Genomic DNA, 23,342 nt, shown 5'->3' with positions numbered 1-23,342 from the left:
CTGCTTGTTTCATGAGTTTGCTCACGAACCATCGGCTGACGTTAAAACCAGTACTAACAAGCAGTGTAACTAAGCTTCGCTGACCTGCTGACCCTCCACTTAGGCCAAACCAGCGCTTGAGCTCCGCGATCAGTTTAAGGCGTTGTGGTGAAACAGTTTTAGATGGTTTGCACCAGTAACGGTAACTACTTCGGTTGACCGCCAATACTCGACATAAACGGCTGACACTGTGGCTCTCTTGCTGCTGACGGATCAGCGCAAACCTTTGATTGAGTCCTGCATCAAGAGAGCTGAAGCCTTTTTTAGGATGTCGTTATCGCCTTCCAACCGTTTGATTTTACGTTCAAGCTCACGAATTTTAAGTTGATCAGAGGTCAGTGGTGCAGCGCTAGAAAGCTGACCGTTACGCGCTTGTTTAAGCTGTCTTGCCCATTTATCGACCGTCGATTTTCCTAATCCTAAACTCTCTGAGACGTCCTTAACATTGCGCCCTTTATCGACGACCTCTTGAGCAACTTCAAGGCGGAACTCGGGTGAGTAGGTTGGTCTGGTTCGTTTTGTCATATTTACACCTGCTTAGTTAAAGTGAGTTTATCACCTCTAATCAGGTGGCCAAATTTAGTGTGCCACTACACCGTTGATGGATCAGTTTGCCGTCAACAGTAAGCAATCCCTTCACCTTGTTGCACCAGACAGAGGTTCGGCACTGGTACTGGCTCAAGCAAGCCCTCCTGGACACTGGGAGTTTCGATTGAGAGTCGGCGCTAAGCTAAATTTATTCCAAACCAGCTCAGGCATAAGCTTGATGGCTTTTCTAGAAGATGAACATAGAGAAGAACTCTTTGCCGAAGCGGTACTTGCTGGCTATAAAGCACCTGCGAAAAAGACTTTCTATAAACAGTGCAAGGATGTAAAAGCGCAAGGGCATCAGGTTGTCGACAGCAAACAGTTAGTCGGCATGAAAGATATCTCAGTCCCTATTCGCTCACCTTATGGCGAAGGGTTTGCAGTACTAACCTGTCCTTATATGCAGCGCCTAGAAGACAGTAGTGAAGTCGACCCTCAAGCAACACTAGACTTGCTACTCACATTAGCCAATGAGTTATCCATTAATTAACATTAGGAATACGCCATGCCACGTGTAGATGCCCACCACCATTTTTGGGACCCACTCACCCGAACATACCCGTGGATGGTCGGTGATGCGCTATCACCTATTCGTCGGCCATTCTCGCCAGAAGACCTGAAGTCATTACTTGCTAAGGCTAACATTGATAAAACAGTGCTAGTACAAACGGTGTCAGACATTGACGAGACGCGTGAATTCTTAAAAATAGCAGTAGATACTGACTATGTCGCAGGTGTTGTTGGCTGGGTGGATTTAACCGCTACCGATATTACTCAACAACTTAATACACTAAAGTCTGGGGTCGGCGGTGAATACCTTGTTGGCATTCGTCATCAAGTACATGATGAGAATAACCCAGACTGGATTTCTCTACCTGAAGTGATGCGAGGCATCACAGCAATTGGCGAGGCAGGCTTGGTTTACGACTTATTGATTAAGGAACGGGAGCTACCTGCGAGTATCCTCTGTATAAAAGCCAACCCAAACGTTAAATTTGTTATTGATCACATTGCAAAGCCCACTATTGCAAGCGGTGAGCTACAACCTTGGTCTGATTTAATGACTGAAATAGCCGCTCAAAAAAACGTGTGGTGCAAGCTTTCAGGGATGGTTACTGAAGCTAACTGGGATGATTGGACACCACAAACACTAGCGCCTTATGTGAATAAGCTACTCGCCCTATTTGGTGATGACAAACTCATGTTCGGCTCAGACTGGCCAGTATGCCTACTTGCGAGCGATTATGCGGGAGTAACTAACGCGCTAGAAAACCTAACCCAACACCTCGACCAAAGTGCCAAGGAAAAGCTCTGGGGCCAAAATGCAATGCAGCTTTATTCATTAAAAATTTAAGACCCATCCACTGTAATTAATCGTGATAAAACACTGACTCCATCATTGCCCAGTGCTCCCCTTCACCTCTAATTTCCAGTGGCTCCTGACAAGGCGTACACAAATCCCACCAACGGTGAGTCACTTCTTGATCAGAAATGGATTTCATATCTGCTTCAAAATCACTGCCATGATATTCCCAATACCCAAACAATAAGTTTTCAGGCTCACGCAAGAAAATGGAGTAATTCTTAATATTCGCATCGGACAAGCTCTGTAAAATCTCAGGCCAGCATTCGGCATGTAACTGTTTATAGTCCGCAATTTTCTCAGGCTTAATCCCGATTACCATTCCCATACGCTCCATTACTTCCTCCTTTTATTTAAAAAATACTTAGTATTATTAATTACTTAAAGCTTTCAATATTGAGGAAGAAGTATAGTAATACGCATTATCGTAACCTGTATTACTATAATCCGCTCTTCCACTTTCCCAACGATCATAGAGCTATGATTATGAAAACAACCAAGCCGCTGGAAGTGCAGTAATACTTCCCTCATCCCAAGTCTGCACCCGTGGATCGTTCGAGACCACCAAGGAGTGCAATAACGGTTTATCCAGAATATCCCCTAACTTCCGTAGATGCCTAGCATCCGATAGCGATACATTCTTAGTCTTCTTAACTTCAATAGCAATATACCCAGCCTCAAGCTCTAGCAGCAAATCAACCTCTTTACCGTCTGCTGTGCGTAAGTGATAACACTCAACTTCTAAACGATTATTTTTAATTTGCTTATAGAACTCTGAAATAATAGCACTTTCGAACTCTCCTCCTGTTAGCTCACCTGTGCGTGACAACAAGATACGCTGAATACCAGAATCAAGAAAATGCACTTTTGGTGATTTCGACAAACGCTTATTTTGATTACGAAACCAAGGCGGCAGCAAAATAATCTGGTAGCTCACTTCAAGATAGTGAATAAAACGCTTTGCCGTCACATTAGTAATACCCGCCTGCTTTGCCAACGTACTGGTGTTTAATAACTGTGACGTTAACGATGCGAGTGTTTTTTGTGCCCTAACAAAAGGCTCCAGCTCCCTTAAATTGGCAAGGTCGCGAATATCACGCTGCAAGTAGGTGCTCACATAATCACGCAGCCAGTCACGCTTCTCAGTACTCTCCAAAGAATCATCAACAATCGCAGGCATTGCCCCGTATTGAAGATACTCATCAAACTCAACGCAGGCTTTAGCGAACTGTTCGCTAGTTTGCGGGATACCTTGCAAGTAAGTAGTGTTATTGGTGTCTTTTAAAAAACTCACCAACCGAGACTCTTTAATCTCATCATCCCATGAATGAGTCAGTCTCTCTGGCAGTGTCAGCGGATAGAGTTCAATCAAAGCAGTACGCCCAGCAAGACTCTCCTTCACTTGCTCTAGCAGAAGTATTTGACTAGAGCCAAGCAACACAAAACGAGCATCTGCAAATTGGTCGTATACTGCCTTTACAGACTCAACAAGCTGCGGCAGCTTTTGCACTTCATCCAACACAACTAACGGATGTTGCTCATGCCATTGCACAGCAGACAACGCCGCATAATCTGGCCGGGTAATGGGGTCTTCCAAAGAAATGTAGTCAAAGTCAGGAAAAGCCTCTTGGACAAGCGTGGTCTTTCCCGTTTGCCTCGCTCCAGTGAGCGTCGTGATGCGACCAAACTTCGAGGCTGATTTCTTCTGGATGAACTTATAAACCGTTCTATTTATCATAAGCAATACAATTTAGGCGTAATATTTAACACCAATAATACAATATTACGCCCAAATTGCATACCTGAAAAATAAATCACTTGGTTTCATATGAAACTACTCAGCATTTACAAGCTGTCACTGACATCATAAACCTCACTCAAGCGCTGTAAATAACCACCCGTGTTGATACCCAGAACTGACTCAATCTCGCCACGCCCTGTTTTACCGCTAGCAATAAGTTCCAATATCGAGAAATACGTCCCATAGTCCTTACCAAACTCCTCGATGAGTAAATGACGTCCTTCCGATAGAAAAGGAGAGTTTTTACTTAACACGAAGTCAATCATCTCTGCTTGAGAAAAACGGCCGTTATCAATCAACATCCACAGAAAAACTCAGCACCTCACAAACTTTGCTGATTATCATGGTTTCTATTGCTCTACTTACAATAGTGTTACACTTGTTAAACATTGAAAACAAGCATACGGAGTTATCTATGTTAGGTATCCGCTTAGATGAAACATTAGAACACCGCCTCGATGCATTAGCTGAGCGCACTCAACGCTCCAAAAGCTTTTTAGCTAAAGCTGCACTATTAAGATACATCGAAGAAGAAGAGCGCAAGCAATATGAAAATGACCTCACCGTTGCTCGCTGGGAGGAATATCAAGAAACAGGTGAAACCATCAGCAATGATGCAATGACCGATTGGCTTGAGTCATGGGGTACTGATCAGGAAAAATCATGCCCTACGAAGTAACTTGGTTACCACAGGCAGCTAAAGATGTTGAGCGCCTAAGAGGCTTTCTAAAATCTAAGAATCCAGTTGCTGCACAACGGGCCGCGAAACGCATTTTAGAAGGTGCGAAAATACTTCAAGACAACCCAAGTGCGGGCGTGCCTGTGGAAGAACTTATTGATTATCGCGAGTTGATCCTTACGTTTGGGAGTGGTGAATATATTATTCGTTACAGATTAGACAAAGACATAGTCATTATTGTGCGAGTCCGACATAGCCGTGAAAACAACTTCAGCGTAGAGAATATATGATACGGTCAGCACGACCAAACAAAGGCTCTTTATTATTCTGGAAAACCTTGATCATCAAAGAATAAATAGAGCCGATGAACAAATCACTACTCGTAACACAAGGCAATGCTAAAATAAAACCACTAACCACATAGAAACCAATACGATGAGCCGAAAAAAGCTACCCATAGGAATACAAACGTTTAGCGAAATACGCCAAGGCGGCTACTACTATGTAGATAAAACATCGTTGGCGCTTGATATGGTAGAAAATGGCAAACACTACTTTTTGTCTCGCCCACGTCGGTTTGGAAAGAGCTTATTTTTAGATACCCTGAAAGAGATTTTCGAAGGGAATGAAGCTCTATTTGAAGGCTTAGCAATCCATGACAAATGGGATTGGTCGGTTAAGTACCCTGTACTGCGCTTTAGTTTTGGACGTAAGAATTACAACCAACAACAAAGCTTAGCAGAATCCCTAAATCAACAACTCTCACGTCTTGAGCAAACATTCGATGTGAAACGCCAGTTTGATGATGCAGGCAGTCGCTTTGCAGACTTGATGGATAACGTTAGCTCAAAAGCTAAACTACCCGTTGTGGTTTTGATCGATGAATACGACAAGCCTATTTTAGATGCGATCAGCTCACCTGAGCTAGCAAAAGAGAATCGTGACTTTTTACGTGGCTTTTACAGCACAATTAAAGACTATGACTCACACATCAAATTCACTCTCCTCACAGGCGTTAGTAAGTTCTCGAAAGTAAGCCTATTTTCAGGGCTAAATAACCTAACGGACATTACGCTAGACCCTCGCTACTCCACTATCTGTGGCTACACCGACCATGATATTGATACCATATTTGCTCCAGAGCTTACGGGCTTAGACCGCGAACAAGTTAAAGAGTGGTACAACGGCTATAACTGGCTAGGTGGAAGTGTTTATAACCCATTTGATGTGTTACAGCTTTTTGACAGACGAGAGTTTAAAAACTACTGGTTTGAAACGGGCACACCTACCTTTTTGATTGACCTGATTAGCACTCAAAAAGTCCCCACACCCAACTTATCTAGTCGCAACAGTGACGACGCTTTGCTATCCAGCTTTGACCTTGAAAACATGCCTATCGAAGCAGTTATGTTTCAAACTGGCTACCTCACCATCAAAGACTCAACAGACTTAGGTGGAAACCGTTTTTATCGACTAGGCTACCCAAACAAAGAAGTCTACCAAAGCTTAAATAATAGCCTGCTCCAGTACTTAGTTCAGAATACAGAAACACAAGTCACGCAACGTATGAGCTTGTATACATTGCTGCTGGAAAATGACTTTGACGGACTGAAGCAACTGTTTCATAGCTTTTTTGCTAGCATTCCGCACCACTGGTATTCGAATAATAAGATTCAAAACTACGAAGGCTTTTACGCTAGTGTTTTTTACTCATACTTTGCTGCGCTGGGGCTAGATGTCACGGTTGAAGACTGTACGAATGTAGGCCGTATTGACATGACACTGAAGTTTAACAGCCAAGTGTACATATTTGAATTTAAGGTGGTTGAACTAGCACCTGATGGGAATGCATTGCAGCAGATTAAAGATAAGGGTTATGCGGATAAGTACCGCGCTTTAAAGCAGCCAATTTATATGGTTGGAGTGGAGTTTAGTAAAGACTCTCGGAATGTGATTGGGTTTGAGGTGGAGCAAACATAGAAACACTACCAACTATTCCAATACCCTGCGTGCTATGAGTGTAGTTTCACGACCGTAGAATTTCATCATAGTAACCTGTATTACTATAAAAACCCGATAGCCATAAAACGCTGATCACCACAAATTGACAAAGTTTGCCAAAATGGTAGTCTAGTCTCATTAAACTAGGAGTTAAGTCATGGCAACTATGAATGTTTCACTACCAGACAACTTAAAAGATTTCGTTCAACAGCGCGCTAAAAGCTCAGACTACAGCAATCCTAGTGATTATATTCGAGCGTTGATCCGTGCAGATAAACAACGAGCCGCTGAGGAAAAGCTTGAGCAAGCACTTTTAATAGGACTGAGTTCTGAACCATCTACACCCGTAGACAATACTTTTTGGGAGCGCCTTAATAAACGCGCAAGTAAGTTAAGCTAAATGTTAAACCTATACATCCGACCAGTAGCCTCTGATGACATTGATGAGATCGTCGACTACCTTGCTGAGTCCAGCATCCCCGCAGCTCAAGGCTTTGTGAAAGACCTTCAGCAATGCTTTGTCCTACTCACTGAGAACCCCAAGATCGGTATAAAACGAGAATATCACTCTGCTGCGTTATCTGGTATGAAGATGTTTCCACTGAAAAAACTCTCAACGTATCTGGTCTTTTATCTATCGGATGATCAAACCATTGATATTATTCGTGTGTTACATGGACAACGAGATATTGAGCGCTTATTCAATAACTCTTTTCAAGAACCACGGTCATAGGAGGTTTTCAGGATATCAATATTTTCTGAAAAACTACTGGCAAGTATGTGAGTATGATCGAAATACGCGTAACTAAGTACAACTAAAATTACACTCTCTAAGCTAGAAGCAAACATAGTTGCTCAAGCAAAATAGGCTTTAGATACTCTTCGCCATACTTATCACTACAAAAAAAGCCACACCTGTTGTTTATAGTTGCCTTGTGTAAACCCTTATCAGACCTAAACGTGAATTCTACTTTCGTAATTTTCCCGCCATCGGACCTACTCTCAAGTATAGAAATAAGATCCCCTCCACCTCTAAGCGTAACGGTCGCTGAGGCACTTTCGCCAAATCCTACCTGAACAGCATCAACTCTTCTCAAACTAAAATCACTTAACTTTGATTTAAGCTGAGAAACCCATGACTTCAAATCAACTTTAGCATCATAGAAAGTTACTCGCTGACTTGTAACATCTGCAAGTGCAGAGCCGAGCTCGGAGACCCCCCTAGGTGAATCATAAACCAGTAGAGATAACTTATTACTTGTATTTATTTCAAAGTGATAGGTTGCATATATGAAGCGTTCATAATCACTTAAAAAGCCTTGAGGTGATAGTGACTGCTCAGTCACTATTTTTTTAGTCGCGTAGCGCCCAGTGATACAACCCTGTGGAAAGGCAGTATCAATGAAAAAGCCCTGCCCTTCAGACTCAGAATAGGCGTTACTTAACAGCCCCTCTCTTAATTCATCAAAAGGAAGGTTCCATACAACTTTATACCACTGATTCCTCATCTGATTTTTTCAACCTCGCGAAAAGCTCGTAGGCTTTTTCGCCTAACATCGTTTTATATTTTGCTTTATGATCACTACTAATGCTCATAAAGCCTTTACGATACTCAAAGGAACTAACTTTCTCAGGCTTATACCTGAGCACATCATAGCTGAAGTTTTTACGTGTACTACTTGGAGAAGCTTTAATTTCCACCAAAAGTATAGCATTTACAGATGTTATCTTTTCTTTAGGTCTAGCGTTTTCTATTGCTACTGGCTTTGTCTCCCAGCGAAGACTAACAATATAATACTCTCCACTGTTTATAAACTCTTGAACTTGAGGTGATGAAAGTACAGTATCACCAGACAAAGAAGCACTTTTAATATTCCCTAATAGTTCAGCCCCTACCTTTTTAGCCTCCTCTTCTTCCTCTTCTTCATCTCCTAAACTTAGCTCTGCCTTTTTTAATTTAATATCAACAGCTTTCTTAAACTGGAGACCTGTAGTGCTCTTTGTAAACTCTAGAAAGAACTTATTTACTTCACGAGTATTATATGAAGAAAGGTCTATACGTTCAGGCTCAGGGTTTTTACTGGTTTCAGTTTTTATTTGGTTAACCATAAGATTAACCATCATCCTAGTATGCTCAGTGTCTGGGCCATTGATTACTAGCTTATTATCCTTCCCACGAATAATATTTACTACTGCCTCTCTCTCCACTCTCTGCTTTAATCGAGTATGCTTATGATCAAACTCGGTATATTCCGCTCTGATTTGAATCCTAGAACCTTGATGCCTTGTTATTTTAATGCTGTGATTAGGCAAACTTTTCAGTACTTCTGCTCCCAACTCAACATCTTCTTCTGTGATTGATGAGTTTAATTTTGTAGTTTCTGTTTTCGCCGTTCTTTTACTTGATAACAATGAATCAGATAACGCACAAAACTCCTTATAAGAAAAAGGAAGGAGTGATATCCGCTCGCAAAGTTCTTTTCGAGACAACTCAGGCGAAAGCATCAAGCCTTTAACGACCGCAATACGATGTAATTTAGCCAAAGAGTATTGTCCTGCACTGGAAAGCAAAGCATCTTTAATATCAACAGGCATCGGGTAAAAATAACTAGCCTTTTTCCTCATTTTGGCATTCCCACTTCAACCTCATAGAACTTAGGCACCTTTTTATCAAAAGACGTAAATGTAATCATATCAAGTCTTTCCATCATCAATTCTACAATAAAGTCATCATGAGAAGAGTAAGCTGCAAATAACTCTTTAGCTCTTTTAAATAAAGGGAAAGCATCATCAACAGGATCATATGCCCTGATTTGAATAGTATTTGCTTGGCTGACAATTTGATAACTAATCAACTGATCAAAAAGATACATAAACTCTTCATGACTTTCCCCTTTGTCTCGGTAATACACCAAAAAGTCAAACTTCTCACTTTCAGAGTAGTAACACCGAAAAATTATATTTGAGTCTATTTGGTCTGGAAGTAACGGAGTTTCATAGTAGTCAAGAGGCGCTAATAACCTTTCATTATCATTGAGGATTTTATTAGGATGAAAAAAACCTCTTTTACTCATATCAGGGATTTGCTTTTCGCTCTCTAACTCAGCTAAATCTGAGTACATGCTATTCAAAAAAGTAATCGTTTCAGGGTCTATAATAATAATTTCTTGGCGCTTAGTGACCTGAGGCCACTGTTCTGGAAAACTATCAAACAGCTTGCCTTCAACATGCCTTGCTAAATCACGCTTATAAGCATCATCTCTGTTATAAACCAATAATCCACCAATATTGTCATGACTTGCATCACCCGCGTAGCGCCTATTCCATGTTTCACTCACTTTTGAGCAGTCTAAGGTCAACGCCATGCTCTTTAAAGAGCTAACAATATTCGTAGGCTGAATACTATCTGACGCCATACTTTTAAAATCAAAAATGATGTAGTTTTCTCGACCTGTATACGGATGAATAAAACGATAAACTGCATCAGTTGGGTGATCTTTCTTTTTATGCTCAGGCTTCTCACAAGGCCAACTAGTATCAGCAGGGCCTTGAACTTCCTCCCAATATAGCTTTGGCAATATTTTTCTGGCTAATATAGCTGCCATTTCACCGATATTTTTAGTTTCAGCCACTCTTAAACCTCATAGACATTACTCTTCTGATACAGACTTTATACTGATAAAAACAAGCCTATTCATGGCTTTTGAAGTAACAGTCATCAAAAACTATACGGTACTTACAATATCATTACAATAATTCGCCAACCCAGACTATTTGATGATACTGAGTAGAATTAAAATTTAAACCGTCAAATACTTCTCAATCAACCCATCATTCAGCCCAGCAATCTCACCCTGCGCCACAGACCTACCACGATCAATAATACAAAACGTATCCGCAACCCGTCTCGCAAATGGCAGCTTCTGCTCAACCAGCAAAACAGTCAAACCAAGCTCCTCATTCAACTGAGTAATAATGTCTCCAATCTGACGTACGATATTCGGCTGAATACCCTCAGTCGGCTCGTCCAATATCAACATCTTCGGATCAATCATCAAAGCACGTGCAATCGCTAACTGCTGCTGCTGACCACCTGACAAATCACCACCACGACGCTTGAGCATATCCTTCAATACAGGAAACAAGTCGTACACGAATTCTGGCACTTGTTTCACACCATCAGTACGCGCCAGCAACCCTATTTCAAGGTTCTCTTGCACGGTCATCAGTGAGAATATTTGACGACCTTGCGGCACATAACCTATTCCCAATGAGGCACGCTCTTCAGCACGCACACCTTCGATACGAGCGTCATCAAATACCATTTGCCCAGACTCAGTCGGCAGCAAGCCCATAATAGATTGAAGCAGCGTGGTTTTACCCACGCCGTTACGTCCCATTAAGCAGGTACATTTACCTTTAGGAACTTCTAAAGCAAGATCCCAAAGTGTATGGCTTTCACCGTAATACTGATTTAAACCACTGATTTTTAGTAGACTATCACTCACCGAGATACACCTCTATAACGCGTTGATCTTGCTGAACATCATCCATCGAGCCTTCAGCCAATACATGACCTTGGTGCAATACCGTGACTCGCTGTGCGATCGAGCGAACAAAGTCCATATCGTGCTCAACGACAACCACCGTATGATCACCCGCGAGCGATGTTAGTAGCTCGGTGGTTTTATCCATTTCTTGGTGAGTCATACCAGCCGCTGGCTCATCGACCAGCAAGACATGCGGACGCTGCATCAGCAACATACCAATTTCTAACCACTGCTTTTGTCCATGAGACAAAGAGCCAGAACGACCCTTTGCACCATCTTGCAAACCAATCGTTTCAAGCACCTCACCCAAGTAGTCTTGCTGGCTGCCACTGAGCTTAGCGCGGAAGGTCGACCAGACTGACTTATCTCCCTGCATCGCTAACTCAAGGTTTTCCGCAACCGTCAGTGCTTCAAATACCGTTGGTTTTTGAAACTTACGACCAATACCTGCTTGGGCAATTTCAGGTTCGCTCATGCCTAGCAAGTTCATGGTTTGACCAAAACGAACACGACCTGTATCAGGCACAGTTTTACCCGTGATGATATCCATCATGGTGGTTTTACCCGCACCATTCGGCCCGATGATGCAGCGCAACTCGCCTGCATCAATCGCCATGTTCAAATCATTGATCGCTTTAAAACCGTCAAATGACTTATTCACGCCTTCCAGACTGAGAATCACGCCTCGGTCGGTAATCGGCTGAATATTTGCATCGGGCTTTACGAAGGAAAAGACTTCGTCACGGCGCATTGTTTCGCGCAAAGTATCTAGTTGCTTCATGCCCCTATCTCCTTTTGGCGACGACGCATCAAGCCAACAATACCTTTAGGCATGTACAGCGTTACGAAAACAAATAAACCACCCAGCGCGAACAACCAAACTTCTGGCAGCGCACCTGTTAGGTAAGTCTTTGCATAGTTAACAAGGATCGCACCTAGTGCAGCACCGTATAAGGTTCCACGACCACCCACAGCAACCCAAACCACTAATTCGATTGAGTTTAGCGGAGAGAACTCACCCGGATTGATGATACCGACTTGTGGCACATACAACGCACCCGCAATACCGGCAAGCACTGCTGAGAAAGTGAAAATAGCCAACTTAACTTTATCAACACGATAACCGATAAAACGTACACGGTCTTCCGAGTCTCTAATCGCAACGGCAACACGACCTAAACGTGATGCAACAATGGCACGACAGCTCAAGTAACCCAGTATCAATGCGATACCCGATGCGACAAACAAACCTATTCGCGTTTCATCTGACTGTAGGTTAAACCCTAATATGTCTTTGAAGTCGGTCAGTCCGTTGTTACCACCAAAGCCCATTTCATTTCTGAAGAAAGCCAGTAGCAATGCGTAGGTTAATGCTTGCGTGATGATCGACAAGTAAACACCCGTTACACGCGAACGGAATGCTAACCAACCAAACACATAAGCCAATACACCCGGCACAAACATCACCATGATCATGGCAAACCAGAACATATCGAAGCCTTGCCAAAACCACGGTATCTGATCCCAGTTCAAAAACACCATGAAGTCAGGTAGATCAGGGTTTCCATAAACACCACGATCACCAATTTGATGCATCAGGTACATACCCATCGCATAGCCACCGAGTGCAAAAAACGCACCATGACCCAGACTCAAGATACCCAAATAACCCCAAACCAAGTCAACCGACAACGCTAACAGCGCATACGTTAGGTACTTACCCAACAGCGTCACCGTAAACGTAGACAAGTGGAACGGACTGCTCGGTGGCACATATAAATTCAAATAAGGAACAATGGCACAAGCCAATACAACTAGGGCAATCAGGATTTGACCACCGTAATCGCCTCTTAACATTCTAAACATTTCATCACCCCTTTATGAGTCAGCTGCTCGCCCTTTCTGCGGGAATAACCCACGAGGACGTTTCTGAATGAATAGAATAATGAAGACCAGTACGAGTATTTTTGCTAATACTGCACCCGCATACGGCTCCATAAACTTATTGGCAATACCTAATGAGAAGCCACTAATCAGCGTGCCCCACAAGTTACCTACCCCACCAAATACAACCACCATAAAGGAGTCGATAATGTAGCTTTGACCAAGGTTTGGTCCAACATTAGTTAGCTGCGATAGCGCAACACCTGCGATACCTGCAATACCTGCACCTAAACCGAATGTCATCGCATCAACTTTGGATGCTTTCACACCCATCGCGCGCGCCATGCCACGGTTTTGCGAAACGGCACGTACTTGTAAACCTAATGAGGTTTTCTTTAGCACAATAAATAGTGCCGCAAAAACTACTAAGCAGAAGGCAATCACATACAAACGATTTAACGTCAGCGACAACACTTCATTAATTTGAATAGAACCTGACATCCACTCTGGCGTTTCAACCGAGCGATTCAGTGGAGAGAAGATGCTTCGCACCGCTTGCTGCAAGATTAGACTGATACCAAAGGTCGCCAGTAGCGTTTCCAAAGGACGTCCATACAAATGACGAATCACCGTTTTCTCGATAATTATTCCAACTAAACCTGCAACCACAAAAGCGGCTGGAATAGACAAAATAAGCGAGACACCCGGATAGTTCGGCATAATGTAATGCTGAATCGTATAAGTGGTGTAAGCGCCAATCATGATCAATTCACCATGCGCCATGTTGATCACGCCCATCACACCAAAGGTAATCGCTAGACCAATCGCCGCAAGTACCAGCACAGAACCCAAACTCAAACCAAAGAATAAGGTTTCAAGGTGACCGTACCACGTGACTTTTTTATTAATTGCCTCTAGCGTGGTTTTAGCACTCGCCGCAATTTCTGCACTTTCAGACGTCAGTAAGTCTTCAAGCTTAGGACGAACCTGCTGGTTCATATTTCCCTTTAGACCAATGATTGCTGCTTTGACAACGTCTTCATCACTAGACTGAAGCTCTGACAACTGAACCAATGTTTCCATTTCACGCTTAACTTCTGCGTTAGGCTCGCTCTCAGACAATGTTTTGACCGCATCAATTTGATCAGACGTCACCTTCCCCATGATTTCTTTGACCGCCGCTAAGCGCTTAACAGGGTCAGGGTTAGATAACTGAATGTTGGCAATCAATCGCTTGATGACGCCACGCATTTTGTTATTCGTTCTAATACGTTGAAGCGACTTAACATCAGTCACTGGCAGAATTTCACCGCTAACGACTTGCTTGGCTTGAGTTGCATCCGTGTCTTTGTCGAAGAACACCAATGTCTTATCAGATTTGGTAGAAAAGAGCTGTCTGTCGAGTAGCGCTTTTAGAATTTGTTCTGCTCGGTCATCACCGCTTTCGGCAATTTGTTGAGCGCCTTGGGTTTTGTCGTTGAAGCTTTTAGCTAAGAGGTTTTCGATACCACCTTGGAAGATAGCCTCATCAGCATGGACTGCCGTTGAAAAACCGGCTATCAAACTTAGTATGAACGCAAAAACCCAGTGCCTTATGGCAATACTGGTTGGTCGCACTTAACCATCCTCCTTGTATTTCTTTTAACTAAAAAATTCGTACATGTGCGCTGTGGAGGCTACGCGCGCATGTACGAATCTATTTTTGCAAAGTATTCAGAGTGAATTACTTAGCTGCAACTGCACCTACACACTTCTTCTCAACAGTGTTGTAGTTACCGCAGTTCATTGGGTCAGTCCAGTCAGATACTAGATCTTTAGAACCCGGTAGGAAGTCAGACCATGCATCACCAGCTACTGTACCGTCAGTTTCAGAAACAACTTCAAACTGACCGTCTTCTTGGATTTCACCAATTAGAACAGGCTTAGTGATGTGGTGGTTAGGTAGCATCTTAGCGATACCGCCAGTAAGGTTTGGCGTCTCTAGACCGATGATTGCTTTAGCAACTGCATCAGTATCTGTAGTACCAGCCTTCTCAACCGCTTGAACCCAAAGGTTGAAACCGATTACGTGAGCTTCCATAGGGTCGTTAGTGACACGCTTGTCGTCTTTAGTGAATGCCTTCCACTTCTTGATAAACTCAGCATTAGCATCGTTCTCAACGCTCATGAAGTAGTTCCATGCAGCTAGGTGACCTACTAGAGGCTTAGTGTCAAAACCTGAAAGCTCTTCTTCACCAACAGAGAATGCAACAACAGGGATAGACTCAGCGTCTACGCCTTGATTACCCAATTCTTTATAGAAAGGAACGTTAGCGTCACCATTGATAGTAGATACAACTGCTGTCTTCTTACCTGCGCTACCGAACTTCTTAACGTCAGCAACAATTGACTGCCAGTCAGAATGACCGAAAGGCGTGTAGTTGATCATGATATCTTCTTCAGCAACACCTTTACTCTTTAGGTATGCTTCTAAGATTTTGTTAGTTGTACGTGGGTAAACGTAATCCGTACCTGCTAGAACCCAACGCTTTACGCCTTGCTCCATTAGGTATTCAACCGCTGGAATAGCCTGCTGGTTTGGCGCTGCACCTGTGTAGAATACGTTTTTAGAAGACTCTTCACCTTCATACTGTACAGGGTAGAAAAGTAGACCGTTTAGCTCTTCAATGACTGGAAGAACTGATTTACGAGATACTGAAGTCCAGCAACCGAAAATAGAATCTACTTTATCTTTAGTAAGAAGCTCACGAGTCTTCTCAGCGAATAGTGGCCAGTCAGATGCAGGATCAACAACAACTGCTTCAAGCTGTTTACCTAGTAGACCACCTTTTTTGTTTTGCTCTTCAATCAGCATCAACATTGTGTCTTTCAATGTTGTCTCACTGATTGCCATTGTTCCTGATAACGAGTGTAATACGCCGACCTTAATAGTCTCAGCTGAATGACTTCCAGCAGATGCCACAGTTGCCCCAAATACTAATCCAGCAGTCACAACAGACGCTAGAACTCCTTTGAATTGCTTCTTCATTACTTATAATCTCATATTATTGGACTTCAGTAATGAAGAAAGCAAAGAGCGTGCCACTTTGAAAAACGTTTAAATTAAAGCTTAACGCTGACCAAACAAGTTAATTGAACAACGGCTTAACGCACTAAAAATAGACCATTCTTTAATATATGCGCCAAAATAGTGCGAAAGAGATTGCAGCTATATTCGAGGCAATAACCCTAAACTTGAAGCGCGTGTAACGCATTTAAGGCGCTCCTTAACCTCAAGCGCGGCAAATAATGCACTAGTATGACTTTTTATAGTGTTCTCACTTACAAACTGCATTTTAGCAATTTCTACTGTGTTGTAACCCTTATGCATCAGGTTCAGCACTTCAAATTGTTTAGCGCTAATACCAAATTGTGCAAGCAAGCGATCGACTTCGTCAGAAGGCGTAACTTGAGGTAAGCACGAGATAGCCACTTTAATATCATCGGGTAAATAAGGCTCTTTATCACCCTCGATAACAGCCTTCAAGACCTCAAGAAGCTGCTTAGGTTTATTCGTTTTTGGTACAAAACCAGCAGCACCGGACTCCATAACTGCTCGAATTTCCCACAGGTCTTCACTGCCGGAAATAACAATAACGGGAATATCCAGCCCTCTTTGATTAATAGCTTCCAGCATAGAAAACCCATTAATATCAGGCATATCTAGATCCATTAATATCAAATCGATATTTTTTTCTGTATCTAATAATGCCAAAGCCTCTCGACCGCTGGCCAAGCTTAAGACGTCCATAGTGGAGTCATGCAAACTGAGCAGACTGCTCATGCCCTCTGAGAAAAGGGGATGATCATCTACGTGGATTATTTTCATATGCCGCTACCAGTAAAACTAACTATTGATGCTTATAGAACGCGCTCACTCGAGCCCCCCTCTAACTATACCTGAAGGAACAACTCAATATAAATAAACACTACTGGACGGCAGCCGTTACTTATTTGTAAAAAAATCCACACCTTTATCTTACACCCTCTTCGCCCAGCTAATTTCTTTAAAGAGAACTTCAAATGAACTTTTTAAAGTAGGTCTAGACCGTCTTTTAAATTTCCGGTCGCTATTCAACGGATTTGCGCCATTAAAGAAAAAATAGGATCTAGCATTCACCCTACAGGGTGATTAACAAATTGTTAAGAACCCTTAACATAAGCTGTACGGAATATAGGACGATGATATATCGCCCAATTAACTAGACCTGGGGAGGCAAGTAACCGTGAATGAAGCAAACAACGCTAGAGTGTGTAAATTATTTTTACAATTTGATGAGTCAAATATCGAACACACGAATGCAAAAAAACTCTCTGACTCCTACATAAGCTCAGAAAGTTATGACCAAGCGCTAGGTGTGTTTTTAAAGCTCGCGAATACAGGCGATCGATTTTTTCAGCACAATGCAGGCGTATTGATGCAATGCATTGAGTCTGTACGTGACTATGACTCTGCTTTTCGCTGGTTTCGTGCGTCAGTGGAGCAAGACTACGCACCTGCAAAAGAGAGACTAGGCTGCATGTATGAGTTTGGTGACGGCAGCGTACCCGTCGATATGACAACAGCGATGACACTATATAGTGAGTCTGCTGCGCAAGGAAACATTCACGGTATATACAACCTAGGCATGCTGATTTCAGAAGGCGGAACTAACGTACCGCATAACCCTGACGCTGGCGAACAACTCCTTATCCAAGCGGCCGAACAAGGCCACGCATTGATGAAACTAAATTTAGGACTGTTTTACCTTGGCTTCCCCGAGCATCAAGATAAAGCATCAAAATGGTTTAACCTTGCAGTGCAGCAGGATTCAATCGTTGCGATTGATCTGGGCCTTTGGTACCTAGAAATAGCAGAAGACCACCCGCACAACCTGCAACTTAGTCACTTCTGGCTTGGTGTCGCTGCAGCATTAGGACATGAAAAAGGTGTACTAGCAGCCTTAAGCAACGACGATGATGAAGAGATAACACAAAGCTTGGCTTACACCGACACGCTACATTAATACCCCCACCTGCTACAGCCATTCCATAAACCCTTTTAGGAATGGCTGATTTTTTAAGTACGAAGTCGCTTAGTGAGGTGGCTCAGCCTGTACAGGCTTAATGCCCTGCTCTGCTCGTATACGTCGCTCCTCTTCAATGACCTCCGCAGGTAACTGACTCATAAAGCAATGACATAAATGATCATCAACCATGGTGCGCGGCCCGTGTGGGTGCGCTATGTGCTTGTAAACACCATGTGAGTGGCCGTGAGCTTTAACATGCTCTTCTGCACTAACCGCACTTTTGTTTGACGCTGGTTTTTTCTCATGGGTATGAGTATGTGTGTGACCATCATGAGAGTGCGTATGACCACCTTCTGGTTGGTACTCAGCATGGTGATGATGAATATCAATCTCACCTTTCGCTAAACGTTCATGAAAAGACTTCATCAAGTCATTACTTTCAACAATTTCACCTGCAGCACACTCGTCAATGCGCGCCATAAACGTGTCTAGTACATGCGCTTGGTCACTAAGATAGTGCGCAGTCATAATGTTTACATCTGGGTTTTCATTGACTACTTTATCCACATAGTTATGAATACGTGTAATCAAACGTCCAGAGAATAGGAAGTAAGGCGCTACAACGATTTTCTTATAGCCCAACTTCAACGCCATCTCTAAACCACGACCAACTGAAGGAAAGGTAACACCAGAGTAAACTGTCTCAGCCCAACCAAAACCAAGGTCCTCGGCAACAATACGTGTCAATTTTGCTGCTTCTGCATTGGCAGCTGTATCAGACGTACCACGTCCAACGACCACTAACATTGTGTCGTAAAGAGCGCCCGGCGCTGGGACTTCGGTCATGTCCATCGCTTCGAGAATACGCGCTTCAAATGCTTGAATCATTAAAGAATGCAAACCAAGCTCGCGGCCATAATGAATTTTCAAGCCATCATGTTTTTGCTGGTATGTTGTCAGTACTGATGGAATGTCATTTTTCACGTGAGTAGCAGCAAACAACATACCTGGCACAGCGTAAATCTCTTCTACGCCCTGCTCGATCATACTGTCAAGGCCCATATGGATGTTTGGAGAAGAGTATTCTAAGAAGCCATATTCAACAGGAATATGCGGGTAACGGGCCTTTAAACCCTTCGCCAATAAACCAAATTCTTCGCCGGCAATCTTTGAACGGCTACCATGGCCGCAAATCATAATTCCTGTCTTTTTCATAGCAATACTGCGCACTGAGATTTAAAGGTGCCATTATCAACGCTGAACACCCCATATTACAAGAAGACAGACCACACGTAGGAAAATGATTAAAATTGAACCCTTTTATCTGCTTTGTCACTAAAAGGGTAAGTAATTAAGTCTCTTAGCGGCTATTATCAGTACGCTAATTAATAATTTTAAAGAGGAGTACACCAAATGAGTTTAATGGGAACATTAGGAAAAGTCGCGATGGGCGTTATCGTGGCAAAGGGCGTTGGTAAAGTTATGGGCGGCAACAGTGGTAGTTCTACTGGCGGTCTTGGCGGCATGTTAGGTGGTCTTATGGGTGGCCAGCAAGGCGGTTCAACGGGCGGTCTTGGTGGACTTCTTGGTAGTTTGACGGGTGGCAGCACGTCACAAACAGGTGGCAGCGCTGGTGGTCTAGGTGGTTTACTAGGTGGCCTTATGGGCGGCCAACAAGGCGGTTCAAGCGCTGGCGGTCTAGGTGGTTTACTATCTGGTCTTGCAGGTCAAGGTCAGCAAGGTGGCGCAACAGGCGGACTTGGTGGACTTCTTGGTCAACTAGGTGGCGCAACAGCTGCAACTAGCGGCAGTACTCCAGACTTCGGCAGCATGTTTAATGACGCACTTCAAGGTAATGCACCTGAGCAAGTGTCTGATGCTGACGAAAGAAATGCTGCGGTTCTACTTCGCGCAATGATCAGTGCAGCTAAGTCTGACGGTCAGCTAGACGCAGACGAAAAAGCGAAAATCACTGAACACCTAAGTGAAGATGGCGTGACTGAAGAAGAAGCTGAGTTTGTTCGTAACGAACTAGCAGCACCTTTAGACCTTCAAGGTTTAATCGCTGACGTACCAAGCGGCCTAGAGCAGCAGGTATATCTTATGTCTCTAATGTCTATCACTCTAGACACTAAAGAAGAAGCTGTTTACCTAGACGCACTACGTCAAGGTTTGAACATCTCTGAGCAAGCTAGCAACGAGATTCACACACAGCTAGGTGCACCAACACTTTACTCTTAAGTTAAGTCGTTAAAGCATCATAAAAGCGGCTCAGTAGAAATACTGGGCCGTTTTTTTATGCTAAAAAATAGTGATAACCGTTACCGCTACTGATACCCTCTGCACCATTATCGCTACTCGCCAAATCAATGCTTCAGCTTTTAACTATTCCACTATCATTAGCCTTCGACCGAGTACTTGGTGAGCCTTCACGCTTCCATCCGCTAGTGGGCTATGGCGCGATAGTTGATCGTATCGAAAAAACACTCAATCATGGCAACGCCAAAATCAGCAAAGGCGTTATTGCTTGGACACTTGCTGTCATTCCTATTGTTTTTATCACATGGATAATCGACCAACTGCTAGGCGGATGGTGGATGAGCATTCTATGTGGATACCTAGCGATAGGCTGGCAAAGCCTCAGGCAACATGGCCAATGGGTTGAACAAGCCCTACTCTCTGGCGACATAGCTACCGCACGCACCAAACTAAGCTGGATAGTCAGTCGAGATACTTCATCATTAAACGAAGAAGAGATCAGCCGCGGCTGTATTGAGTCTTTATTAGAAAATGGTAGCGACGCTATTTTTGCTCCTCTGTTCTGGTTAGCCATTGGCGGTGCGCCTGCTGTCGTGCTTTATCGCTTATGTAACACGCTTGATGCCATGTGGGGATATCGTAACGATCGATATGAGCAATTTGGAAAATTCTCTGCTCGCGCTGATGACGTACTTAACCTAATACCTGCACGCCTTACCGCTTTTAGTTACGCCCTCACCGGTAATTTTATGGGCGCAATGAAAGCATGGCGTGCCCAAATAGGTCAGTGGTATAGCCCAAATGCGGGCGTAGTAATGGCTACTGGCGCAGGCGCTCTTTCTATAAGTCTTGGCGGCAATGCGACTTATCACGGTAAACAAAAATCTCGTCCGACACTCGGCTCTGGCTCTGCACCTAAGGCCAAAGACCTTAGTCGAGCACTCATTTTGATTGATCGCTGCGTATACCTCTGGAGCAGCATCGCTTTAATTTTAGCAGGCACCTATGCCCTGCTTTCGTAAGGAATAACCAATGCAACCAAGCCACCAACACGGCGGGCAGCTCAAAAAAGCCAGTGAACAGTACAATATTCCACTGGACAACTGGATCGACCTCTCAACAGGTATTAATCCTAACAGCTACCCATTACCTGCCGTGCCTGCCGCTGTTTGGCAGCGACTACCAGAAGTGAATGATGGGTTAGAGGCAGCGGCAGCTGTCTATTATGGAAGTGCTCAACTATTACCTGTAGCAGGCTCTCAAGAAGCGATTCAACGACTACCACTCCTTCGAAACACTAGCCGTGTCGGCATTATTACTCCGGCTTACCACAGCCATCAAAAAGCGTGGGTAGACGCTGGGCATACGGTTACTAGTATTGCAGCGGAAGATATTGAAAGTGCTATCCCTAATCTAGACGTGCTGCTACTCGTTAACCCGACCAATCCAACCGCCGAACGTTATTCGATAGAACAACTACAGTATTGGCACGCCATTATTAGTAGAAACGGTGGCTGGTTAGTGGTCGATGAAGCCTTTATGGACCTAACGCCAGAAGGAAGTCTTATTCAATCACAAGCAGTAGAAGGCCTTATTGTTTTGCGCTCTATCGGTAAGTTTTTTGGTTTGGCGGGTGTTCGTTTAGGCTTTGTGTGGACTGACCCTAAGGTATTAAAGGGTTTAGTGGGTCTGCAAGATGATTGGTCTGTGAGTCACCCTGCTCGCTGGGCTGGACGATTAGCCTTAAGTGATTTTGAATGGCAACGTAAAGAACGCATTCGAATTCCTAAGGCAATGGCGGGATTAAAAGCGCGTCTACAGGCTATTTATCAGTGCGAAGTGTCAGAAGCAGGATTATTTGCCTACGTTTCTATGGGTGAAGAAATGGCGGCAGAAGAACACGAAAGACTTTGTACAAATGGTGTACTAACACGAATATTTAAAGAAACTGGCGCACTAAGGTTTGGACTAAGCCCCACTGATTAGACTAATATATTAGATAGACAAAAATAGATATCTGTAAATTGGCCTGTGGTCCCCCTCAAGCCCAGACAAAGGACCACTCGCCATGGTTACACTAAAACAAATAGCTGAAAAAGTTGGCGTATCGACGTCGGCAGTCTCACGCGTATTAAATTACGATGACACGCTATCGATTTCAGAAAAAAAACGAGTCAGCATTTTCGACACGGCAGAGTCACTCAATTATTCAACGCCTCGTCGCCGTAATCGCTCAGAACCATTACGCTCGATAAAGCAGCAATCTCAACTACGAACCGTTGCTATTGCTCACTACCTAACACGCGTAGAAGAACTGGCTGACCCATACTTTGTAGGCATTCGCTTAGGCATAGAGAGCCGCTGTGAAACACTCGGTATAGAGCCGATTATGCAATACATGACTGACGGTAAACATAGTTTGTCTACCATGGCCGACTCCTCTGCAGTGATTGCCATCGGCCCTCATAATGCCGCTCAAGTTAAGCAGCTTAAGTCTTTAAATATCCCAATTACGTTTATAGACGCAGAAAAAGAAGACGATGAGACATTTACGGTTTCATGCGACCTAGCCTTGGCAATGAAGAAAGTAGTTCGCTCATTACAACAGTATGGTTATAAAAGGATTGGCTTTGTAGGCTCACCGCTTCCAGAAAATGACCTTTATAATAATTTCTCAGAAGAACGCTATAAAGCATTCCTTCGGCACATGCATGACAGCCAAGAACTCAACCCTAACTGGGTACGTTTTAGCCCTGACACGTCAAGTGGTTACGAGTTAAGCAAAGAGATTTTATCTAACCCTAAAGAGCTGCCTGATTCAATTATCGCGGCGAATGACACAATAGCGGTTGGTGCTTACCGTGCTATTAAAGAAGCTGGGCTAGAAGTTGGAAAGGATATTGGGGTCATTGGCTTTAATGATATTCCAGCAGCTCAATTTTTGGAGCCACCCTTATCTTCAATACACTTACCGGCTCAACAACTGGGTGAGGCTGCTGTTGACTTGGCAGTTGAGTCTAGTATTGAGGGGAAAGTTGCCCGCAAAGTAACACTAGCAACAAGTTTGATCTGCCGCCAAAGTATTATCGAAAGATAAACCTATCACTTAGAACATAAAAAAAAGGCCGTA

26 protein-coding genes and 1 pseudogene are annotated in these 23,342 nt (G+C 43.5%); 12 read left to right on the top strand and 15 right to left on the bottom strand.

Annotated features, from left to right (window positions below):
* Window positions 1–205, bottom strand: a pseudogene (locus tag DKT75_RS22055) (IS3 family transposase); the annotation flags it as partial.
* 47 nt (window positions 206–252) lie between these two features.
* Entirely contained in the window at window positions 253–564 is a 312-nt protein-coding gene (locus DKT75_RS14125; protein ID WP_109821425.1) for a transposase, read from the bottom strand.
* Between the two features lie 76 nt (window positions 565–640).
* Between DKT75_RS14125 and DKT75_RS14120 the strand changes: the two genes are divergently transcribed.
* Both DKT75_RS14120 and DKT75_RS14115 read left to right on the top strand, forming a co-directional pair.
* Window positions 641–1,117 carry an IclR family transcriptional regulator domain-containing protein gene (locus tag DKT75_RS14120; protein WP_109824086.1) on the top strand — a complete coding sequence of 159 codons (477 nt, stop codon included), beginning with the start codon at window positions 641–643 and terminating at the stop codon, window positions 1,115–1,117.
* A 15-nt stretch (window positions 1,118–1,132) separates the two neighbouring features.
* On the top strand, window positions 1,133–1,981 hold the full coding sequence (locus tag DKT75_RS14115) for an amidohydrolase family protein (RefSeq protein ID WP_109824085.1): 849 nt from the start codon (window positions 1,133–1,135) through the stop codon (window positions 1,979–1,981).
* Window positions 1,982–1,997: 16 nt separating this feature from the next.
* On the opposite strand, the gene DKT75_RS14110 is transcribed toward DKT75_RS14115, so the two are convergent.
* From DKT75_RS14110 to DKT75_RS14100, 3 genes are all read right to left on the bottom strand, one after another.
* On the bottom strand, window positions 1,998–2,327 hold the full coding sequence (locus tag DKT75_RS14110) for an L-rhamnose mutarotase (protein WP_109824084.1): 330 nt from the start codon (window positions 2,325–2,327) through the stop codon (window positions 1,998–2,000).
* Window positions 2,328–2,474: 147 nt separating this feature from the next.
* The gene (locus DKT75_RS14105; RefSeq protein WP_109824083.1) at window positions 2,475–3,728 is read right to left on the bottom strand and encodes an ATP-binding protein; all 1,254 of its coding nucleotides are present in this window, start codon (window positions 3,726–3,728) and stop codon (window positions 2,475–2,477) included.
* A gap of 107 nt (window positions 3,729–3,835) precedes the next feature.
* Window positions 3,836–4,093, bottom strand: coding sequence for an ATP-binding protein (locus DKT75_RS14100; protein WP_109824082.1), 258 nt, complete (start codon window positions 4,091–4,093; stop codon window positions 3,836–3,838).
* Between the two features lie 113 nt (window positions 4,094–4,206).
* On the opposite strand from DKT75_RS14100, the gene DKT75_RS14095 reads away from it, so the two are divergent.
* The 5 genes from DKT75_RS14095 (at window position 4,207) to DKT75_RS14070 (ending at window position 7,204) form a co-directional block, all read left to right on the top strand.
* The gene (locus DKT75_RS14095; protein ID WP_109824088.1) at window positions 4,207–4,470 is read left to right on the top strand and encodes a TraY domain-containing protein; all 264 of its coding nucleotides are present in this window, start codon (window positions 4,207–4,209) and stop codon (window positions 4,468–4,470) included.
* On the top strand, window positions 4,455–4,760 hold the full coding sequence (locus tag DKT75_RS14090; RefSeq protein ID WP_109824081.1) for a type II toxin-antitoxin system RelE/ParE family toxin: 306 nt from the start codon (window positions 4,455–4,457) through the stop codon (window positions 4,758–4,760). Before DKT75_RS14095 ends, DKT75_RS14090 begins: the two co-directional genes overlap by 16 nt.
* Before the next feature lie 145 nt (window positions 4,761–4,905).
* Entirely contained in the window at window positions 4,906–6,450 is a 1,545-nt protein-coding gene (locus DKT75_RS14080; protein WP_109824080.1) for an ATP-binding protein, read from the top strand.
* A gap of 178 nt (window positions 6,451–6,628) precedes the next feature.
* Window positions 6,629–6,871: a type II toxin-antitoxin system ParD family antitoxin gene (locus DKT75_RS14075; RefSeq protein ID WP_109824079.1), complete on the top strand. Its 243-nt coding sequence runs from the start codon at window positions 6,629–6,631 to the stop codon at window positions 6,869–6,871.
* Window positions 6,872–7,204: a type II toxin-antitoxin system RelE/ParE family toxin gene (locus DKT75_RS14070; protein ID WP_109824078.1), complete on the top strand. Its 333-nt coding sequence runs from the start codon at window positions 6,872–6,874 to the stop codon at window positions 7,202–7,204.
* A 97-nt stretch (window positions 7,205–7,301) separates the two neighbouring features.
* Here the strand turns inward: DKT75_RS14070 and DKT75_RS14065 are convergent, their stop codons facing one another.
* The 9 genes from DKT75_RS14065 to DKT75_RS14025 all read right to left on the bottom strand — a co-directional run bounded on the left by DKT75_RS14065 (window position 7,302) and on the right by DKT75_RS14025 (window position 16,773).
* Window positions 7,302–7,979, bottom strand: a complete 678-nt coding sequence (locus DKT75_RS14065) for a hypothetical protein (protein WP_109824077.1) — start codon at window positions 7,977–7,979, stop codon at window positions 7,302–7,304.
* Entirely contained in the window at window positions 7,960–9,096 is a 1,137-nt protein-coding gene (locus DKT75_RS14060) for a hypothetical protein (RefSeq protein ID WP_109824076.1), read from the bottom strand. Before DKT75_RS14060 ends, DKT75_RS14065 begins: the two co-directional genes overlap by 20 nt.
* Window positions 9,093–10,103, bottom strand: a complete 1,011-nt coding sequence (locus tag DKT75_RS14055) for a PD-(D/E)XK nuclease domain-containing protein (protein WP_109824075.1) — start codon at window positions 10,101–10,103, stop codon at window positions 9,093–9,095. Before DKT75_RS14055 ends, DKT75_RS14060 begins: the two co-directional genes overlap by 4 nt.
* A gap of 168 nt (window positions 10,104–10,271) precedes the next feature.
* Window positions 10,272–10,979, bottom strand: coding sequence for an urea ABC transporter ATP-binding subunit UrtE (gene urtE, locus DKT75_RS14050; protein ID WP_109824074.1), 708 nt, complete (start codon window positions 10,977–10,979; stop codon window positions 10,272–10,274).
* On the bottom strand, window positions 10,972–11,802 hold the full coding sequence (gene urtD / locus DKT75_RS14045) for an urea ABC transporter ATP-binding protein UrtD (protein WP_109824073.1): 831 nt from the start codon (window positions 11,800–11,802) through the stop codon (window positions 10,972–10,974). Before urtD ends, urtE begins: the two co-directional genes overlap by 8 nt.
* The gene (urtC, locus tag DKT75_RS14040) at window positions 11,799–12,887 is read right to left on the bottom strand and encodes an urea ABC transporter permease subunit UrtC (protein WP_109824072.1); all 1,089 of its coding nucleotides are present in this window, start codon (window positions 12,885–12,887) and stop codon (window positions 11,799–11,801) included. Before urtC ends, urtD begins: the two co-directional genes overlap by 4 nt.
* Window positions 12,888–12,899: 12 nt before the next feature.
* On the bottom strand, window positions 12,900–14,522 hold the full coding sequence (gene urtB / locus DKT75_RS14035) for an urea ABC transporter permease subunit UrtB (protein ID WP_245923216.1): 1,623 nt from the start codon (window positions 14,520–14,522) through the stop codon (window positions 12,900–12,902).
* A gap of 106 nt (window positions 14,523–14,628) precedes the next feature.
* On the bottom strand, window positions 14,629–15,933 hold the full coding sequence (gene urtA / locus DKT75_RS14030; protein WP_109824071.1) for an urea ABC transporter substrate-binding protein: 1,305 nt from the start codon (window positions 15,931–15,933) through the stop codon (window positions 14,629–14,631).
* 180 nt (window positions 15,934–16,113) lie between these two features.
* Window positions 16,114–16,773: a response regulator transcription factor gene (locus DKT75_RS14025; RefSeq protein ID WP_109824070.1), complete on the bottom strand. Its 660-nt coding sequence runs from the start codon at window positions 16,771–16,773 to the stop codon at window positions 16,114–16,116.
* Window positions 16,774–17,170: 397 nt separating this feature from the next.
* On the opposite strand from DKT75_RS14025, the gene DKT75_RS14020 reads away from it, so the two are divergent.
* A complete protein-coding gene (locus DKT75_RS14020; RefSeq protein WP_109824069.1) occupies window positions 17,171–17,950 on the top strand; it encodes a tetratricopeptide repeat protein in 780 nt (259 codons plus the stop codon).
* A gap of 69 nt (window positions 17,951–18,019) precedes the next feature.
* Here DKT75_RS14020 and DKT75_RS14015 read toward each other — a convergent pair whose 3' ends face one another.
* The gene (locus tag DKT75_RS14015; protein WP_109824068.1) at window positions 18,020–19,168 is read right to left on the bottom strand and encodes a sirohydrochlorin chelatase; all 1,149 of its coding nucleotides are present in this window, start codon (window positions 19,166–19,168) and stop codon (window positions 18,020–18,022) included.
* Between the two features lie 198 nt (window positions 19,169–19,366).
* On the opposite strand from DKT75_RS14015, the gene DKT75_RS14010 reads away from it, so the two are divergent.
* The 4 genes from DKT75_RS14010 to DKT75_RS13995 all read left to right on the top strand — a co-directional run bounded on the left by DKT75_RS14010 (window position 19,367) and on the right by DKT75_RS13995 (window position 23,309).
* Complete coding sequence (locus tag DKT75_RS14010; RefSeq protein WP_109824067.1) at window positions 19,367–20,194, top strand: DUF533 domain-containing protein; 828 nt, start codon at window positions 19,367–19,369, stop codon at window positions 20,192–20,194.
* 128 nt (window positions 20,195–20,322) lie between these two features.
* Complete coding sequence (gene cbiB, locus DKT75_RS14005; RefSeq protein WP_109824066.1) at window positions 20,323–21,234, top strand: adenosylcobinamide-phosphate synthase CbiB; 912 nt, start codon at window positions 20,323–20,325, stop codon at window positions 21,232–21,234.
* A 10-nt stretch (window positions 21,235–21,244) separates the two neighbouring features.
* Window positions 21,245–22,198 (top strand): threonine-phosphate decarboxylase CobD, encoded by a 954-nt coding sequence (gene cobD / locus DKT75_RS14000; protein WP_109824065.1) that lies wholly within the window; start codon window positions 21,245–21,247, stop codon window positions 22,196–22,198.
* Window positions 22,199–22,280: 82 nt separating this feature from the next.
* Complete coding sequence (locus DKT75_RS13995; RefSeq protein WP_109824064.1) at window positions 22,281–23,309, top strand: LacI family DNA-binding transcriptional regulator; 1,029 nt, start codon at window positions 22,281–22,283, stop codon at window positions 23,307–23,309.
* Window positions 23,310–23,342: the final 33 nt, after the last annotated feature.

This window comes from Leucothrix arctica (genome assembly GCF_003172895.1).
Classification (GTDB): domain Bacteria; phylum Pseudomonadota; class Gammaproteobacteria; order Thiotrichales; family Thiotrichaceae; genus Leucothrix; species Leucothrix arctica.
This window is presented reverse-complemented; position numbering and strand designations above follow the sequence as displayed.